The organism is Klebsiella sp. GL120222-02, assembly GCF_003097195.1.
Taxonomy (GTDB): Bacteria; Pseudomonadota; Gammaproteobacteria; order Enterobacterales; family Enterobacteriaceae; genus Klebsiella; species Klebsiella variicola.
The window spans coordinates 48,206-64,666 of sequence record NZ_QEQO01000005.1 but is presented as its reverse complement, the minus strand read 5'-3'; the positions used below and the strand labels follow the sequence as shown (position 1 = coordinate 64,666).

Annotated in this window: 16 protein-coding genes and 1 pseudogene; 10 read left to right on the top strand and 7 right to left on the bottom strand. The window is 61.5% G+C overall.

Annotated features, from left to right (window positions below; all coding sequences use genetic code 11):
• Nucleotides 1-54: 54 nt before the first annotated feature.
• Nucleotides 55-1,416, top strand: coding sequence for an MFS transporter (locus N438_RS16240; protein ID WP_116696374.1), 1,362 nt, complete (start codon nt 55-57; stop codon nt 1,414-1,416).
• A 3-nt stretch (nt 1,417-1,419) separates the two neighbouring features.
• Here the strand turns inward: N438_RS16240 and N438_RS16235 are convergent, their stop codons facing one another.
• Nucleotides 1,420-2,256 carry a GNAT family N-acetyltransferase gene (locus N438_RS16235; RefSeq protein WP_116696373.1) on the bottom strand — a complete coding sequence of 279 codons (837 nt, stop codon included), beginning with the start codon at nt 2,254-2,256 and terminating at the stop codon, nt 1,420-1,422.
• A 32-nt stretch (nt 2,257-2,288) separates the two neighbouring features.
• Here N438_RS16235 and N438_RS16230 point away from each other — a divergent pair, with 32 nt between their 5' ends.
• Nucleotides 2,289-2,822 carry a GNAT family N-acetyltransferase gene (locus N438_RS16230; RefSeq protein ID WP_023297021.1) on the top strand — a complete coding sequence of 178 codons (534 nt, stop codon included), beginning with the start codon at nt 2,289-2,291 and terminating at the stop codon, nt 2,820-2,822.
• A 28-nt stretch (nt 2,823-2,850) separates the two neighbouring features.
• On the opposite strand, the gene N438_RS16225 is transcribed toward N438_RS16230, so the two are convergent.
• The 5 genes from N438_RS16225 to N438_RS16205 form a co-directional block, all read right to left on the bottom strand.
• On the bottom strand, nt 2,851-3,861 hold the full coding sequence (locus tag N438_RS16225; RefSeq protein WP_048267421.1) for an Ldh family oxidoreductase: 1,011 nt from the start codon (nt 3,859-3,861) through the stop codon (nt 2,851-2,853).
• Between the two features lie 11 nt (nt 3,862-3,872).
• Complete coding sequence (locus N438_RS16220) at nt 3,873-5,474, bottom strand: APC family permease (RefSeq protein WP_012542949.1); 1,602 nt, start codon at nt 5,472-5,474, stop codon at nt 3,873-3,875.
• A gap of 15 nt (nt 5,475-5,489) precedes the next feature.
• A complete protein-coding gene (locus tag N438_RS16215) occupies nt 5,490-7,094 on the bottom strand; it encodes an aldehyde dehydrogenase (NADP(+)) (RefSeq protein WP_094285298.1) in 1,605 nt (534 codons plus the stop codon).
• Nucleotides 7,095-7,108: 14 nt separating this feature from the next.
• Nucleotides 7,109-8,029 (bottom strand): dihydrodipicolinate synthase family protein, encoded by a 921-nt coding sequence (locus N438_RS16210; RefSeq protein ID WP_008807565.1) that lies wholly within the window; start codon nt 8,027-8,029, stop codon nt 7,109-7,111.
• A gap of 151 nt (nt 8,030-8,180) precedes the next feature.
• Complete coding sequence (locus N438_RS16205; protein WP_008807566.1) at nt 8,181-9,005, bottom strand: helix-turn-helix domain-containing protein; 825 nt, start codon at nt 9,003-9,005, stop codon at nt 8,181-8,183.
• Between the two features lie 310 nt (nt 9,006-9,315).
• Between N438_RS16205 and N438_RS16200 the strand changes: the two genes are divergently transcribed.
• From N438_RS16200 to N438_RS16185, 4 genes are read left to right on the top strand one after another with little or no spacing between them, the layout of a single operon-like run.
• Nucleotides 9,316-10,263 carry a 4-hydroxyproline epimerase gene (locus N438_RS16200; RefSeq protein ID WP_023297019.1) on the top strand — a complete coding sequence of 316 codons (948 nt, stop codon included), beginning with the start codon at nt 9,316-9,318 and terminating at the stop codon, nt 10,261-10,263.
• Complete coding sequence (locus N438_RS16195) at nt 10,260-11,369, top strand: FAD-dependent oxidoreductase (RefSeq protein ID WP_116696372.1); 1,110 nt, start codon at nt 10,260-10,262, stop codon at nt 11,367-11,369. Before N438_RS16200 ends, N438_RS16195 begins: the two co-directional genes overlap by 4 nt.
• Nucleotides 11,366-11,629: a (2Fe-2S)-binding protein gene (locus N438_RS16190; protein ID WP_012542953.1), complete on the top strand. Its 264-nt coding sequence runs from the start codon at nt 11,366-11,368 to the stop codon at nt 11,627-11,629. The genes N438_RS16195 and N438_RS16190 overlap by 4 nt, the downstream gene beginning before the upstream one ends.
• The gene (locus tag N438_RS16185) at nt 11,610-12,872 is read left to right on the top strand and encodes an FAD/NAD(P)-binding oxidoreductase (RefSeq protein ID WP_012969002.1); all 1,263 of its coding nucleotides are present in this window, start codon (nt 11,610-11,612) and stop codon (nt 12,870-12,872) included. Before N438_RS16190 ends, N438_RS16185 begins: the two co-directional genes overlap by 20 nt.
• Before the next feature lie 3 nt (nt 12,873-12,875).
• On the opposite strand, the gene hpaR is transcribed toward N438_RS16185, so the two are convergent.
• Nucleotides 12,876-13,316 carry a homoprotocatechuate degradation operon regulator HpaR gene (gene hpaR / locus N438_RS16180; protein ID WP_002887503.1) on the bottom strand — a complete coding sequence of 147 codons (441 nt, stop codon included), beginning with the start codon at nt 13,314-13,316 and terminating at the stop codon, nt 12,876-12,878.
• Nucleotides 13,317-13,380: 64 nt separating this feature from the next.
• On the opposite strand from hpaR, the pseudogene N438_RS28225 reads away from it, so the two are divergent.
• The 4 genes and pseudogenes from N438_RS28225 to hpaE all read left to right on the top strand — a co-directional run bounded on the left by N438_RS28225 (nt 13,381) and on the right by hpaE (nt 16,460).
• Nucleotides 13,381-13,545: pseudogene (locus N438_RS28225) on the top strand (hypothetical protein).
• Between the two features lie 58 nt (nt 13,546-13,603).
• Nucleotides 13,604-14,236, top strand: a complete 633-nt coding sequence (locus tag N438_RS16175) for a fumarylacetoacetate hydrolase family protein (RefSeq protein WP_012969003.1) — start codon at nt 13,604-13,606, stop codon at nt 14,234-14,236.
• Nucleotides 14,233-14,997, top strand: a complete 765-nt coding sequence (locus N438_RS16170; RefSeq protein WP_008807571.1) for a fumarylacetoacetate hydrolase family protein — start codon at nt 14,233-14,235, stop codon at nt 14,995-14,997. The genes N438_RS16175 and N438_RS16170 overlap by 4 nt, the downstream gene beginning before the upstream one ends.
• A complete protein-coding gene (gene hpaE / locus N438_RS16165; RefSeq protein ID WP_008807572.1) occupies nt 14,994-16,460 on the top strand; it encodes a 5-carboxymethyl-2-hydroxymuconate semialdehyde dehydrogenase in 1,467 nt (488 codons plus the stop codon). The genes N438_RS16170 and hpaE overlap by 4 nt, the downstream gene beginning before the upstream one ends.
• Nucleotide 16,461 lies beyond the last annotated feature (1 nt).

Below are 16,461 nucleotides of genomic sequence, written 5' to 3'. Positions count from 1 at the left end.
GTTTACCCCCTTCGTTGTCACTTGGTATTCAAAAATAATAATCAGGAGTCAGGCGTGGAATCAGAAAATATAACCATAGACCCGCAGACCGACTTTAAAAAGGGGGAAGCGGAAAACCTTTCAGTTCCCTTAGAAAATACACTACAACGTAGTTCTCGTATTAAAAAGATTCAAACAACGGCAATGATTCTGTTATTTCTGGCGGCGGTGATTAACTACCTCGACCGAAGTTCATTGTCCGTTGCGAACTTAACGATTCGCGAGGAGTTAGGGCTTACCGCCACTGAAATCGGGGCGCTGTTATCGGTTTTCTCTCTGGCCTATGGCATTGCGCAACTGCCCTGCGGGCCGTTGCTGGATCGCAAAGGTCCACGCATCATGCTGGGGCTGGGCATGTTTTTCTGGTCGCTATTTCAGGCGGTCTCCGGGATGGTGCACAGCTTTACCCAGTTTGTCCTGGTGCGTATCGGCATGGGGATCGGCGAAGCGCCGATGAACCCGTGCGGCGTCAAGGTGATCAACGACTGGTTTAATATTAAAGAGCGCGGCCGCCCAATGGGCTTCTTTAACGCCGCCTCGACGATTGGCGTGGCGATCAGCCCGCCGATCCTTGCCGCGATGATGCTGATGATGGGCTGGCGCTGGATGTTTATTACCATCGGCGTACTGGGGATCTTTGTCGCTATCGGCTGGTATATGCTTTATCGCAACCGGGAGGATATCCCCCTCACCGCCGAGGAGCAGGCCTACCTAAATGCCGGAAGCGTCAACGTGCGCCGCGACCCGCTGAGCTTTGCCGAATGGCGCAGTCTGTTTAAAAACAAAACCATGTGGGGAATGATGTTCGGCTTCAGCGGCATCAACTATACCGCCTGGCTATATCTGGCATGGCTGCCGGGTTACCTGCAAACGGCGTATAACCTCGATCTGAAAAGTACCGGGTTTATGGCCGCCATTCCTTTCCTGTTTGGTGCCGCCGGTATGCTGATCAATGGCTACGTCACCGACTGGCTGGTCAAAGGCGGCATGGCCCCGATCAAAAGCCGCAAGATCTGCATTATTGCCGGGATGTTCTGCTCCGCGGCGTTTACGCTGATCGTGCCGCATGCCACCACCTCAATCGCGGCGGTGCTGTTAATCGGTATGGCGTTGTTCTGTATTCATTTTGCCGGAACGTCCTGCTGGGGATTGATCCACGTCGCCGTAGCATCAAGAATGACGGCTTCCGTCGGCAGTATTCAGAATTTCGCCAGCTTTATCTGCGCTTCATTCGCACCGGTGGTGACCGGATTTATTGTCGATACCACCCATTCCTTCCAGCTGGCACTGGTTATATGCGGCTGTGTGACCGCTCTCGGCGCACTGGCCTACATTTTCCTGGTTCGCCAGCCGATTAGTGACCCGCGTAACGACTGAATCTTAACGCCCTGCTGACCGCAGGGCATTCATCGTTGCGCTCATTTCATACTGCTGCAGCGATAGCGGCGCATATCCCGCCGCGGCAAACAGCGGTGTAAACGTTTCCGGGACCGTCACCGAAGTCCCCACACCCGGGAACTGCTGCGCCAGCGTCACCAGCAGCTCACGCGCCAGCCCCTGACGGCGGGCGGCGGGCTCCACCCACAAAAATTGCAGTACAGGCCGTGAGCCCGCCGTTGTTAGAACCGCGAAGGCGCGCTGTTCCAGCGTCACGACCTGACATGGCAGGGTGGCGAAGGTGAGCGGATCCAGCAGCCAGGGGAGCTGACTGTTACTCTCGTCAATGACGCGCCGTAGCAGGGCCAGGGTGGGATAAAGCTGTAATACGCCCGCTACCGGAGCCAGAGGTTCATTGCTCAGGTAGCCGCAGAGCCCATAGCGTCGCGTAAAGCCCAGCGTCTGATATAGCGCGACGGCCGCATGGTTATCGCGGATCACCTCCAGAGATACCGTCTCAACCCCCTGTTGTTGCAGGAGCATTAGCAGATCTTGCATCAGTTCCCGGCCCAGGCCTTTGCCGCGCCAGGCCGGGCGCAGGGCAAAGGCCGCCAGGCGAGCGGCACTTCCCCGGCGGGCGACAATCGCGATCGCCGCCGGTTCATCTCCGGCCAGCCAGACGCGGGAATCGATCAGGCTCATCCCCTCGGCGCTGAAACGCTGTACAAATCCCGCCACCGACTGGGTAACAGGCACCAGATAGGCTTCAAAACAGGCGTTGAGAATATCCGTTAACTGCACGCTGCTGAACTGCGTGGCGGGAACGGCGGTCAGCTCCATACTTTTCTCCCGAAGGCTGCTATGCTGAGGTGATGAAAACTAACACTATAACTGCCGGTGCCGTATTACGCCTGACTCAGGAGAGCGATATCGCCCTTCTGCCCGCCATTGAACGTTCTGCCGCCCAGGCATTTCGCCAGATCCCCTCTCTCGCCTGGCTGGCGGACAGCGAGGTGATTAGCGTTGCGCGTCATCATGATTATCTGGAAACCGAGCATAGCCTGCTGGCGGAAGCCGCCGGGCAGCCGATTGGCTTTATTCTGACCGAACCGCTCGACGATGCATTATTTATCGTCGAAGTCGCCGTCCATCAGAACTGGCAGCATCAGGGCATCGGCCGGATGCTGCTGAAGCAGGTTATTGAGGGCGCACAGCAGATGGGCTATCCGGCGGTAACCCTCACCACCTTCCGCGAGGTGCCGTGGAATGCGCCGTTTTATACCCGTCTGGGATTCACCATGCTCGATGAGCTGACCCTGCCTGCCGGACTGGCGGCAAAAAGGGAACAGGAGACCCGGCACGGCCTGCCGCCCGAGTCGCGCTGCGCCATGCGCCTGTCGCTCTGATGGTCGGCCCGCCGCGCTCCGCGCTTTACTATGGCCGCAAGGCGCAAATCTCATCATGCAATGAACGGCTGATGGTAACCCCCTGCTGCTCACTCTGCTGACGGCAGGCGAAACGCCGCTCGCCCGGCAGCCGCGCCCCCTGATCCTGCATCGCATTGAACAGCGTTTCGGCGCGCGCCAGCTGCTCTTGTGCCTGCGCGCCGAGAAAGCGCTGCGGATCCAGCGCCAGGATAAGCTCGCCGCCGTAGGGGAGCCCACCCGCGCCGTTATCCCACGCCAGCGATTCGGCGCTGGTCATATCGCCGATAAGCGGCCCGGCCAGCAGCTCAACCATTGCCGCCAGCGCCGAGCCCTTATGGCCGCCAAAGGTTAACATCGCGCCGTTCAGCACCTCCGCGGCATCGGTCGTTGGCTGTCCCTGACTGTCGATTCCCCAGCCTTCCGGTAGCGCTTTGCCGGCACGCTGATGCAGCTGGATCTCGCCGCGCGCCGCGGCGCTGGTCGCCATATCAACAATAAACGGCGGTTTGTCCCGCCGCGGCCAGCCAAAGGCGATAGGGTTGGTGCCGAACAGCGGACGCGTGCCGCCCGCCGGGGCGACCCAGGCGTGGCTTGGCGTGCAGGCCAGCCCCACCAGCCCTGCCTCGGTCAACGGCTCAATATCGGCAAACAGCGCGGAAAAATGGACGCAGCGGTTAATCGCCAGCGCCGCAATGCCGTTTTGCCGCGCCTTCTCCAGCAGCAGCGGCAGCGCGCGCTCGTAGGCCAGCAGTGAAAAAGCGCCCCCGGCGTCCGCCCGCGCAATCGCCGGCGCCTGGTCATGGATCTGCGGCTCGGCATCGGGCGATACCTTACCTTTGCGCAGGGTATCGACAATGCCCAACAGCCGCCACAGGCCGTGGGAAGCGCAGCCATCGCGTTCCCCGGCGGTCACATTGCGGGCAATCGCCGCCGCGTGGTCGGCGCTAAATCCATTGGCGCTGAGTACCTCCAGCGCCAGGTCATAAGCTTCAGGTAACGATAGAGTTACCGACTCCATACTGTTCTCCTTTACTCTTCTTCGTCTCCGCTAAAGTTAGCCTGCGGCAGGCAGCTGCGCGCGCCCCAGTAGTAAATCCCCAACGACATCGCCGCCACCAGCACCGTATCCCAGGGGTGACCGATAACATTAAGCCCGCCGAAGCTGCCCAGCCAGGAAAAGAGGATAATCAACGCATAAAACACGATCAGCCACAGCGAAGACTTCACCTGCTGCGCCAGGCTCACGGTATGTTCCGGCACCTTACCTTTGCACATCACGTAGACGACAAACATCACGATTTGCAGCCCCAACAGCCACGAGAGCGTATTCCAGCCGGACCAGTAGACAATCAGCGCCGAGATCATAAACGATACCGGGCCGATGATGCCGAAGGCGCGCACGCGGAACGGCCGCGGCAGATCCGGCGCGTTGCGGCGCAGCCCGGCGGCGGTTACCGGGGCGATGGCGTAGCTCAGCACCAGGGCCGCCGACACCACGCTAATCAGCTGTTCCCAGGAGGGGAACGGCAGCGTCCAGAAGATTGAAAGCCCGAAGGTCAGCCACAGCGCCGGACGCGGAATCCCGGACGCTTTATCGATATGGGTAAAGGCTTTAAAGAAAGTACCCGCCTTCGCCCAGCCGTAGATCACCCGCGGCGTCGCGTTCATATAGATATTGCCGGTGCCGCTCGGGGAGATGATCGCATCGCTTATCACCATAAAGGCCAGCCAGCCCATGCCGAGGGTAATGGCAATATCGCGATACGGCAGCGAGAACTGTTTGCTCACCTCGGCCCAACCGCCGTTCAGCATTTCGGTGGGGATACTGCCAAGGAACGCCAGTTGCAGCAGCACGTAGATAATCGTCGACAGCACCACTGATAAAATCAACGCAATAGGGATAGTCCGCTGCGGCTTTTGTACTTCGCTGGCCACCGAGATAATCGGCGTCAGTCCCAGATAAGCGAAGATAATTCCGCCCGCGCTGATCGCCGCTTCCACCCCGGACATGCCGAATGGCGCAATCCCCTGCGCGTGCAGGTTCTCCGGTTTAAAGAAGGCGAACAGCGTCACCACCACCAGCAGCGGCACCAAAAACTTGAGCACGCTGATGAAGTTGTTCGATCGGGCGAAGGTCTTAACGCTGTAGTAGTTAAGCGCAAAGAAGAAACAGAGCAGCAGGAACTGCACCACCCACCCCAGCAGCGTCGGCGAACTGGAACCCGGCTGGGTCAGCGCCGGAAACCAGGCGGCGGCATATTGCCGGGCGGCGACAATTTCAATCGAGATCAGGCTGGAGAAAGCGATCAGGGTGATGAACCCCAGCAGATAGCCCATCAGCTCACCGTGGGAAAAGACCGGGTAGCGAATAATGCCGCCGGCGCGCGGCAGCGCCGCCCCCAGCTCGCAGTAGACAATCCCCAGCAGCAATACTGCAAAGCCGCCGATCACCCACGAGGCGATCCCGGCCGGACCGGCGATGGAGGCCACGTGGCTGGCGGCGAATAACCATCCGGAGCCGAATATCGCCCCCAGGCCGATAAAGGTGAGATCGGTCAGGGTCAGCTGTTTTTTAAACTTACCCGACTCAGCAACGCGGGTTTGACTGTTATGCGTAGTGTGAATGGTCATGGTGATGCCCTTGCGTCAATGAGAGGAGGAAATCGCTTCCCGGGTCCACTGGCCGTTGACCAGGCGCAGCAGGTTCAAAGGGTTCGCATCCTGCAGCGCCGGCGGTAACAGGGCAGCCGGCGCGTTCTGCAGACAGACCGGGCGCAGAAAACGCTCAATCGCCCGGCTGCCGACCGATGTCCCGCGTGCGTCGGTGGTAGCCGGCCACGGGCCGCCGTGGACCATCGCATCGCACACTTCCACGCCGGTGGGATACCCGTTAAACAGCACCCGTCCGGCCTTCTCACACAGCAGCGGTAGCAGGCTCGCCGCCAGCGGGCCATCATCCGCCTCAGCATGCACCGTCGCGGTGAGCTGCCCCTGCAGCGCTTTCACCACCGCCTGCAGCTGGGCCTCATCGTCCACTTCCACCAGCAGCGACAGCGGGCCGAAAACTTCGCTCTGCAGCAGCGTATCCTGAGCCAGCAGATCCTCGACCTGAGCCTGCCACAACTGGGTCTGCGCCTGCCCGACGCCGGCGACGAGGCCGCTCGCCAGCCTCTCAATACGCGGGTGCGCCGCCAGTGCCGCCACGCCCTGACGGTAGTGCTGAAGGGTCGGCGCATTGAGCAACACCTGCGGCGTGGAGCCCGCTACCGCCGCGCACAGCGCCGACTTAAAGCGTTCCAGCCCAGCGCCGCGCAGCGCCAGAATCAGCCCCGGACGGGTACAGAACTGGCCGCCGCCGAGGGTGAATGACGCCACCAGCTCGTTTGCCAGCGCTTCGGCCCGCGTCTGCAGCGCCTGCGGCAGAATAATCAATGGGTTAATCGCCGACATTTCAGCAAACAGTGGAATTGGCTGCGGGCGCTGCTGCGCCAGCTGATACAGCGCCTTACCGCCGGCTAACGAACCGGTAAAGCCAACGGCCTGAATCGCCGGATGACGGACCAATTCGGCGCCGATATCGGTCCCGAAAATCATATTGAATACGCCGCCGGGTAAACCGCACCGTACCACCGCCCTGACGATCGCCTCGGCGGTCAGCTCGGCGGTGGCCATATGGCCCGGATGGGCCTTCACCACCACCGGACAGCCAGCCGCCAGCGCCGAGGCGGTATCGCCGCCGGCGGTGGAAAAGGCCAACGGAAAGTTGCTGGCGCCAAACACCGCCACCGGCCCTAACGCCTGCTGATACTGGCGCAGATCCGGGCGCGGCAGCGGCTGACGGTCGGCTAAGGCGGTATCAATACGGGCGGCGAAGGTATCGCCGCGCAGGATCACGCCAGCAAACATCCGCAACTGGCCGCTGGTGCGCGCCCGTTCTCCCTGTAGCCGCGCCAGCGGCAGCGCGGTCTCCTGCCCGGCGATAGCAAAAAACGGCTCGCCCAGCGCATCGAGTTCATCAGCAATGGCGTTGAGAAAGCGCGCCCGCTGCTGCGGCGTGGTTTGTGAATAGACGGCAAAGGCCTCCTGCGCGGCTTCTGCGGCCTGAGCGGCTTCCTCACAGGAAGCCGGATAAAAGCGGTGGCCGGTGGCTTCGCCGTCCACCGCCCGCAGGCTCAATAGCGTCGCCTCACCGCTGGCAATACGGCGTCCAGCGATAAACTGCCGTCCCGCCATGGTCTGAGATGCATTCATAGTGACTCCTGTGCTCAGAGGCCGACATCCGGCAGCGTCGGACGAGTGGCCAGCGCCTGTTCAACGATCGCCACCACCTGCTGGCGCGTTTCGCCTTCCAGCGCCAGACGCGGCGGACGGGTAATGGCGCTGCCGCGGCCCAGCAACTCTTCACACAGCTTGATGCACTGCACCAGATCCGGACGCGCATCGAGATGCAGCAGCGGCATGAACCAGCGGTACAGCGCCATCGCCTCTTCGTAACGCTGCTGGCGGGCGAGACGGAATAACGTTTCCCCTTCGCGCGGGAAGGCGTTGGACATTCCGGAGATCCAGCCTTCCGCGCCGACGGCGATGCTTTCCACCACCACGTCATCCAGCCCGGCAAACAGCACGAAGCGGTCGCCAACGGTGTTACGCAGGTCGATAAAGCGGCGGGTATCGCCGGAGGAGTCTTTAAAGCAGACGATGTTGTCGCAGTCAGTCAGGGTGGCGAGAATGTCCGGCGTCACGTCGTTTTTGTAAATCGGCGGGTTGTTGTAGACCATAATCGGCAGGTCGGTAGCGCTCGCCACGCTGCGGAAGTGGGCCGCGGTTTCATGCGGTTTTGAGGAGTAGACCAGCGCCGGCATCACCATGATCCCGTCGACGCCGACGCGCTCCGCCTCTTTCGCCATTTTCTGGGCGAAGGCGGTGGTGAACTCGGCCACCCCGGCGATGACCGGAATTTTGCCGCCGGCGGCATCCTTCGCCACCTCGATAATCTGTAGTTTTTCATCGGTGCTCAGCGAGGTGTTTTCACCCACGCTGCCGCATACCACCAGCCCGGAAACGCCATCTTTCACCAGGTTTTTCATCACCGCGTGAGTGGCATCTAAATCGAGGGAGTAATCGCTACGAAACTGCGTGCTGACCGCCGGGAATACGCCGCTCCAGTGTATCGCTTTTTTGCTCATGCTCGGTTCCTTGTCGTCATTTTGTTAAGTCGAAGTGAATGAATGGTGAATATTCACTGACAGATTGACGTGTCGCGGAACCGGCGGCTTGTCGGTTTTCCCTCAATACAATGACGAAATTAGCACAGTCGGCAAAAGTGTGAGCCAGCGTTTATCCGAGCAGCGTGAGGCGAAAATCGCGCGGCGTCGAGCCGGTCATCGCCTTGAACTGGCGGCTAAAGGCGCTGTGATCGGTATACCCGCACTGCAGGGCGATATCGGTAATCGGCGTATCGCCAGCCAGCAGTTCGGTCGCTTTTTCCAGCCGCACTTTGTGGATCATCTGCCGCGGAGTGAGATGAAAGATCCGTTTGCAGTAGCGTTCGATCTGCGCAATCGACATCCCGCTTAAGGCGGTTAACTCTTCCATGGCGATCGGCCGGTGATAATGGCGGCGGATATGATCGTCGACGATCGCCAGCCGCTGCCACGCCGGATGGCGGGCATGAGCCTCCTGCAGATCGTGCGAGATCCCGGCCATGCCGATCACCTGCCCGCGGACATCGCGCAGCGCCAGTTTCTGCGTCAGGCACCAGCCGCGCTCGCGGCCATTGTAGAGATGCATTTCCAGCTGATCGCGCAGGGTCACACCTTCGCGCAACACCCGCAGATCCTGTTCGGTATAACCCTGACCCAGCGCGGAAGGAAAGACATCGGCGGAGGTTTTGCCCAGCAGCGAGGAGACGCTTTTGAAACCACAGCGGCGGGCCAGCGTCAGGTTCGCCAGCAGATAGCGCGCCTGACGATCTTTGATAAAAAAGACCACATTAGGAATGGCATTGAGCAGGGGCGCAATCAGCGCCAGCGCATTCAGCAGCGCTGGCATATTTTCCGGCCGCTGGCGCGCCAGCCCTTCGCAGATCTGGCTCAGCTCATCGACGGCCAGCTCAGGTTGGTTAACCGCGCGCGGCGGCGCCGCATCAGAAACACCGATCATAAGGCCTCCTCATGGTAAGTGACTGAAGGATATTTATTCACTTTCCGTTAACACCTCAAGCAGCATCCCTCGGTTTTGCGATCCTGGATCCGCTTTACGCCTTCCCCTGATTTAGCCACTGGCGCAATGGTCACTTTCGGTTTACCACAGCATTAAGCAAATGATTAATAAGAAATAACTATGTGAAATAGAAATATACCGCGCTCATGACTGTGCAGATTTCGTCATTTTCTCTGACGAAAGCGCTCAAGCAGGTCGGGAAAGGTTGCGCCAGTATGATGAAACATGTTGTTAACTTCCGGAGAGCCTGATGACCGCGCCACGCCCCCCTGTTACGTTGAGAGCTATTGATTCACATACCGGCGGCGAACCGACCCGCCTGATCGTTGACGGATTCCCCGATCTCGGCGGCGGCAGCATGGCGAAGCGCCGCGACCGCTTCGCCCGCGACTTTGACCATTGGCGTCAGGCGGCCATTCTCGAACCGCGCGGTAATGACGTACTGGTCGGCGCGCTGCTGTGCAAACCGGTCTCGGCGGCGGCTACCGCTGGCGTGATTTTCTTCAACAATGCCGGTTTTCTGAATATGTGCGGCCACGGCACAATCGGGCTTATCGCCTCGCTGGCCTGGCTTGGGCGTATCCAGCCCGGCGTACATCTGATTGAAACACCGGTCGGCGACGTAAGCGCTACGTTGCACGACGATGGCAGCGTATCGGTGCAAAACGTCCCGGCCCGCCGCTGGAAAAAACAGATCCGCGTTGAGACCGCGCATGGTCCCGTCATCGGCGATATTGCCTGGGGCGGCAACTGGTTTTTCCTGATTAACGACCACCCGTTCGCCATTACCCCCGAACATATTCCACAGCTCACCGCCTACGCCTGGGCAGTGCGCGAGGGGCTGGAAGCCGCGGGGATCCGCGGCGACGACGGCGGCGTTATCGACCATATCGAACTCTTCGCCGATGACGATACCGCCGACAGCCGCAACTTCGTACTCTGTCCGGGAAAGGCCTGGGATCGCTCGCCGTGCGGTACCGGCACCAGCGCCAAGCTGGCCTGCCTGGCGCAGGATGGCAAGCTGCAGCCGGGGGAAATCTGGCGTCAGGCCAGCATCATCGGCAGCCAGTTTACCGCCAGCTACCAGCGCACCGCGGAAGGCATCATCCCAACGATCCGCGGCGAAGCCTGGGTGTGTGGAGACAACCAGTTGATCCTCAACCCTGACGATCCCTTCTGCTGGGGGATCGCGCCGTGAAGCAGTGCGACGTCATCGTGATCGGCGCCGGGATCATCGGCGCCGCCTGCGCGTGGCAGCTGGCGAAGCGGGGGCAGAGCGTGACGCTTATCGATGACGGTCAGCCCGGCGCGACGGCGGCCGGTATGGGCCATCTGGTGTGCATGGATGACGACCCCGCCGAGCTTGCCTTGTCGGCATGGTCGCTGGAACGCTGGCGCGCTATCACGCCACGGATGCCCGACCATTGCGCCTGGCGCGGCTGCGGCACGCTGTGGCTGGCGGAAAGCGAAGAAGAGATGGCCGTGGCTGGCGACAAACAGCGGCGGCTGGCCAGCTATCAGGTGCCCAGCGAACGCCAGACCCCGCAGCAGATCGCCGGGCGCGAGCCGCTGCTGCGCGGCGGGCTGGCGGGCGGCCTGTGGGTGCCAGGCGATGGTATCGTCTACGCGCCAAACGTCGCCCGCTGGCTGATGGCCGATGCCGGAGACCATCTCACCTGCCTGCACGACAGCGCGCAGGCGATTACCGAACCGCAGGTGCTGCTCGCCAGCGGCAAACGGCTACAGGCGCGGGCCATCGTGGTGGCCTGCGGACTTGAAGCCAACGCGCTGTTAGCGGAAAACTGGCTGCGACCGAAAAAAGGCCAACTGGCGATTACCGATCGCTACCGGACGCGGGTGCAGCACCAGCTGGTTGAGCTGGGTTACGGCGCCAGCGCCCATGGCGGCGGCACCTCGGTGGCGTTTAACCTTCAGCCGCGGCCAACCGGCCAGCTGCTGATTGGCTCTTCGCGTCAGTTTGATAACCGTGAGCGCGAGTTGGATCTGCCCTTGCTGGCGCAGATGCTCGATCGCGCCCGCCATTTCGTGCCGGCGCTGGCGACGTTGAATATCATCCGCTGCTGGAGCGGCCTGCGCGCCGCCTCGCAGGATGGCAACCCGCTGATCGGCCCGCACCCCACCCGCCGTGGTTTATGGCTGGCGCTGGGCCATGAAGGGCTGGGCGTCACCACCGCTCCGGCCACAGCTGAACTGCTGGCGGCGCAGATCCTCGATGAACGCTGCCCAGTGGCGCCCGACGCCTGGCTCCCGGCCCGTTTGTGTCAACAGGAGGCGATTGCATGAAGGCCACGCTCACTATCACCATTGATGGCGAAGCGCTGACGGTGCCGGAAGGCATTAGCGTGGCGGCGGCGCTGGCGTTGACCGGCGACCCCACCACCCGCCAGGCGGTTAACGGCGATCTCCGCGCGCCGTTTTGCGGCATGGGCGTCTGCCAGGAGTGCCGGGTCACCGTCGATGGCCTACGGGTACTGGCCTGCCAGACCTTGTGCCGGTCCGATATGCAAATAGAAAGGAGCCGCGATGAACACGCTGCGCTGTGACATTTTAATCCTCGGCGCCGGCCCCGCCGGCATGGCGGCCGCGCTCTCCGCCGCCGCCTGCGATAAACAGGTGATTATTCTCGACGATAATCCCGCCCCTGGCGGGCAAATCTGGCGGGCCGGTCCGCAGGCGACGCAACCCGCCCTGGCCCGGCGCTACCGCGACGCCATCGCCGCGTCTGCCGCCATCCGGTTAGTGAACGGCGCGCGGCTGATTGCCCGCCCCTCCGCGTACAGCGTGCTGTTTGAAACCGCCGACGGCGGCGGCGTGGTTTGCTGGCAGAAACTGATCCTCTGCTGCGGCGCGCGCGAGCTGTCGCTGCCCTTTCCCGGCTGGACCTTACCCGGCGTAACCGGCGCGGGCGGCCTGCAGGCGCAAATCAAACAGGGCCTGTCGCTGAAAGGAGAAAAGGTGGTGATTGCCGGCAGCGGTCCGCTACTGCTGGCGGTGGCGGATACGGTGAACAAGGCCGGAGGCGACGTGACGAATATCATTGAGCAAGCGCCGCTCCCGGCGCTACTGCGCTTCGCCAGCGGGCTGTGGCGCTGGCCGCAGAAGCTGCGCCAGTTAGCGACGCTGGCCCCGAAAGGCTATCTGAGCGGCGCGCAGGCGATCCGCGCTCACGGCACAACGCGGCTGGAAGCCGTTACGCTTCGCCAGCGCGGCGTCGAGCGAACTATCGCCTGCGATCGGCTGGCTATCGGCTACGGGCTGATACCCAATATCGAGACGGGGCTGCTGTTTGGCTGCGCCACGGCACAGGAGGCGATCCAGGTTAACCGCTGGCAGCAGACCAGCGTCACGGATATCTATGCCGCCGGCGAGTGCACCGGTTTCGGCGGTAGCGAGCTGGCGCTGGCGGAGGGCGAAATCGCCGGGTATGCCGCCGCCGGGGCCAGCCAGCAAGCGCAGGCGTTATTTACCCGCCGCGCCCGCTGGCAGCGTTTCGCCGAAGCAATCAACCGTACCTTCCGGCTGACGGAATCCTTGAAAGACGCCGCAACGCCGGAGAGCCTGCTGTGCCGCTGCGAGGATGTACGCTGCGGCGATGTGGCGGCCGCCGGAGGCTGGCTGCAGGCCAAACTGACCCAGCGCTGCGGAATGGGCGCCTGTCAGGGGCGTACCTGCGCCGCCAGCGCCCGCTGGTTGTACGGCTGGCCGCTGCCGCAGCCAAGAGAACCGCTGGCCCCCGCCCGCGCGGAAACGCTTATTGCCCTCGCCCGGCCGAGCGCCGAGCCGTAACCGCTACTCTTCTTCATCACCGCGCCCGGCAGGGACGCCAAGCGCAATAAACTCCTCCAGCAGCGAGGTCAGTTGCTGCAGCTTTTCCGTGGTGAACTGGGCCTCCAGCAGACGATAGGTTTCTTCCACCTCGGCCTGAGCGCTTTCATACAGCGCGGTTCCGGCAGGCGTCAGCGAGACGTACAGCTTGCGCTGATCGTTAACCGGCTTTAAGCGCAGCACCAGCCCATCCCGCTCCATGCGCGTCAAAATCCCGGTCAGGCTGGGGCGCAGGATGCAGGCGCGAAAGGCCAGATCGTGAAAATCCATCGACGGACGTTCGGCGAGAATTCGCACGATCCGCCACTGCTGTTCGGTGAGATTGTGCCGTTTGACGATCGGCCGAAAGTAGGCCATCGCCGCCTCACGCGCCTGCAACAAGGCAATGGTTAATGAATCATGCATAGTATCCCCTCTACAGCCTCATCCAAAACTTATTAACAACTTAATAATTAGCTTTAATCCTGCCATGTACAACCGGTTTCTGCACCTGAAAAGTACCAGCCTCTTCCTGAAAAAAAGTCAACTCATTGATTAAAAACCAATAAGTTATTGATGTGTAAATATTGTGTTAATCCGATCACAAAACATTCACTTCCAGTTGCTAAACCTGGCCGCAAAGCATAAAAGATGATCATTAACATATTAATGAAATGCATTTAAATCCGAAATCAGTACCAGAGGAGTGGTGAATGAAAGGTACCATCTTCGCCGTTGCGCTCAATCATCGCAGCCAGCTCGACGCCTGGCGCGAAGCGTTTCAACAGGCCCCCTACAAGACGCCGCCGAAAACCGCGGTCTGGTTTATCAAGCCGCGCAATACCGTGATTGGCGACGGCGAGGCGATCCCCTATCCGCAGGGCGAGACCGTACAAAGCGGCGCGACGGTGGCGCTGATTGTCGGCAAAACCGCGCGTAAAGTGGCGGCGGCAGAGGCAGCGAACTATATCGCCGGCTACGCGCTGGCTAACGATGTGAGTCTGCCGGAAGAGAGTTTTTATCGCCCGGCGATCAAGGCGAAATGCCGCGATGGCTTCTGCCCCGTCGGCGCGCTGTCGGCGGTGCGTAACGTCGATAACCTGACCATCATCACCGAAATCAACGGCCGCGAGGCGGATAGCTGGCATACCGGCGATCTGCAGCGTAACGCCGCGCAGCTGCTGAGCGCCTTAAGCGAGTTCGCCACCCTCAATCCCGGCGACGCGATCCTTATCGGCACGCCCCACTCTCGCGTCACGCTGCGCCCCGGCGACCGCGTACGTATTCTCGCCGACGGATTCCCGGCGCTGGAAAACCCGGTTGTCGCAGAAGGAGAGCTGGCATGAAACAGGCACGCATTGAATGGCAGGGACAGGTACGCGACGTGCTGGTCGATGAACGCGACCAGGTGCGCCTGAACGATGGCACGGTATTGAAAGAAGGCGAATTCCGCTGGTTGCCGCCCGCCGACGGCACGCTGTTCGCGCTGGGGCTGAACTACGCCGACCACGCCAGCGAGCTGGAATTTAAGCCGCCAACCGAGCCTTTGGTGTTCATCAAAGCGCCGAACACCTTTATTGGCCACCAGCAGCAGTCGGTACGCCCGGATAACGTCGAATACATGCACTACGAAGCCGAACTGGTGGTGGTGATCGGGAAAACCGCGCGCCGCGTCAGCGAAGCCGAGGCCATGGACTATGTCGCTGGCTATACCGTGTGCAACGACTACGCGATCCGCGACTACCTGGAAAACTACTACCGCCCGAACCTGCGGGTCAAAAGCCGCGATACCCTGACGCCGATTGGCCCGTGGATCGTCGCCAAAGAGGCGATCCCGGATCCGCATAATCTGGCCCTGCGCACCTGGGTCAACGGCGAACTGCGCCAGCAGGGCACCACCGCCGATCTGATCTTCAGCATCCCGTTCCTCATCGCTTATTTAAGCGAATTTATGACCCTGCAACCGGGCGACATGATCGCCACCGGCACGCCGAAAGGGCTATCCGATGTGGTGCCGGGCGACGAGGTGATCGTTGAAGTCGAGGGCGTGGGCCGCCTGGTCAACCATATCATCAGCCAGCAAGCGTATGAGGAGACACTGTCATGAAAAAGATTAACCATTGGATCAACGGTAAAAACGTTGCCGGCGCAGACTATTTTCATACCACCAACCCGGCCACCGGCGAGGTACTGGCTGAAGTCGCCTCCGGCGGCGAAGCCGAAATCAACCAGGCGGTAGCGGCGGCGAAAGAGGCCTTCCCGAAGTGGGCTAACCTGCCGATGAAAGAGCGCGCGCGCCTGATGCGCCGCCTGGGGGATCTGATCGATCAGAACGTCCCGGAGATCGCGGCGATGGAAACCGCCGATACCGGCCTGCCTATCCACCAGACCAAAAACGTGCTGATCCCGCGGGCGTCGCATAACTTCGAATTTTTCGCCGAAGTGTGCCAGCAGATGAACGGCAAGACCTATCCGGTCGACGACAAGATGCTTAACTATACCCTCGTGCAGCCGGTTGGTGTGTGCGCGCTGGTGTCGCCGTGGAACGTACCGTTTATGACCGCCACCTGGAAGGTGGCGCCGTGCCTGGCGCTGGGGAATACCGCGGTGCTGAAAATGTCCGAGCTGTCGCCGCTGACCGCCGATCGTCTGGGCGAGCTGGCGCTGGAAGCCGGGATCCCGGCTGGCGTGCTCAACGTGGTGCAGGGCTATGGCGCCACCGCCGGCGACGCGCTGGTGCGCCATCATGATGTGCGCGCCGTCTCCTTCACCGGCGGCACCGCCACCGGCCGCAACATCATGAAGAACGCCGGTCTGAAAAAGTACTCTATGGAGCTCGGCGGAAAATCGCCGGTGCTGATTTTTGAAGACGCCGATATTGAGCGCGCGCTCGACGCCGCGCTGTTCACCATCTTCTCGATCAACGGCGAACGCTGCACCGCCGGTTCGCGCATTTTCATTCAGCAGAGTATTTATCCGGAGTTCGTCAAGCGCTTCGCCGAGCGCGCCAACCGCCTGCGCGTGGGCGATCCGACCGATCCGAATACCCAGGTCGGCGCGCTGATTAGCAAGCAGCACTGGGAGAAAGTGTCCGGCTACATTCGCCTCGGCATCGAAGAGGGCGCCACCCTGCTGGCCGGCGGCGCGGATAAACCGTCCGACCTGCCGGCGCATCTGAAAGCCGGCAACTTCCTGCGCCCGACGGTACTGGCGGATGTCGACAACCGCATGCGCGTCGCCCAGGAAGAGATTTTTGGCCCGGTCGCCTGCCTGCTGCCGTTCAAAGACGAAGCGGAAGGGCTGCGCCTGGCCAACGATGTGGAATACGGCCTGGCGTCGTACATCTGGACCCAGGACGTCAGCAAAGTGCTGCGTCTGGCGCGCGGTATTGAAGCCGGGATGGTGTTCGTCAACACCCAGAACGTGCGCGACCTGCGTCAGCCGTTCGGCGGCGTGAAGGCCTCCGGCACCGGCCGCGAAGGCGGCGAGTACAGCTTTGAAGTGTTCGCCGAAATGAAAAACGTCTGCATCTCGATGGGCGACCATCCGATCCCGAAATGGGGAGTCTGAT

Excerpts from the sequence above, each read along its gene's own strand:
- N438_RS16215 (WP_094285298.1), bottom strand. The coding sequence starts at position 7,094 with ATGAATGCATCTCAGACCATGGCGGGACGGCAGTTTATCGCTGGACGC.
- N438_RS16170 (WP_008807571.1), top strand. The coding sequence starts at position 14,233 with ATGAAACAGGCACGCATTGAATGGCAGGGACAGGTACGCGACGTGCTG.
- N438_RS16210 (WP_008807565.1), bottom strand. The coding sequence starts at position 8,029 with ATGAGCAAAAAAGCGATACACTGGAGCGGCGTATTCCCGGCGGTCAGC.
- N438_RS16225 (WP_048267421.1), bottom strand. The coding sequence starts at position 3,861 with ATGGAGTCGGTAACTCTATCGTTACCTGAAGCTTATGACCTGGCGCTG.
- N438_RS16200 (WP_023297019.1), top strand. The coding sequence starts at position 9,316 with ATGACCGCGCCACGCCCCCCTGTTACGTTGAGAGCTATTGATTCACAT.
- N438_RS16190 (WP_012542953.1), top strand. The coding sequence starts at position 11,366 with ATGAAGGCCACGCTCACTATCACCATTGATGGCGAAGCGCTGACGGTG.
- N438_RS16220 (WP_012542949.1), bottom strand. The coding sequence starts at position 5,474 with ATGACCATTCACACTACGCATAACAGTCAAACCCGCGTTGCTGAGTCG.
- N438_RS16185 (WP_012969002.1), top strand. The coding sequence starts at position 11,610 with ATGAACACGCTGCGCTGTGACATTTTAATCCTCGGCGCCGGCCCCGCC.
- N438_RS16230 (WP_023297021.1), top strand. The coding sequence starts at position 2,289 with ATGAAAACTAACACTATAACTGCCGGTGCCGTATTACGCCTGACTCAG.
- hpaR (WP_002887503.1), bottom strand. The coding sequence starts at position 13,316 with ATGCATGATTCATTAACCATTGCCTTGTTGCAGGCGCGTGAGGCGGCG.
- N438_RS16175 (WP_012969003.1), top strand. The coding sequence starts at position 13,604 with ATGAAAGGTACCATCTTCGCCGTTGCGCTCAATCATCGCAGCCAGCTC.
- N438_RS16235 (WP_116696373.1), bottom strand. The coding sequence starts at position 2,256 with ATGGAGCTGACCGCCGTTCCCGCCACGCAGTTCAGCAGCGTGCAGTTA.
- N438_RS16205 (WP_008807566.1), bottom strand. The coding sequence starts at position 9,005 with ATGATCGGTGTTTCTGATGCGGCGCCGCCGCGCGCGGTTAACCAACCT.
- hpaE (WP_008807572.1), top strand. The coding sequence starts at position 14,994 with ATGAAAAAGATTAACCATTGGATCAACGGTAAAAACGTTGCCGGCGCA.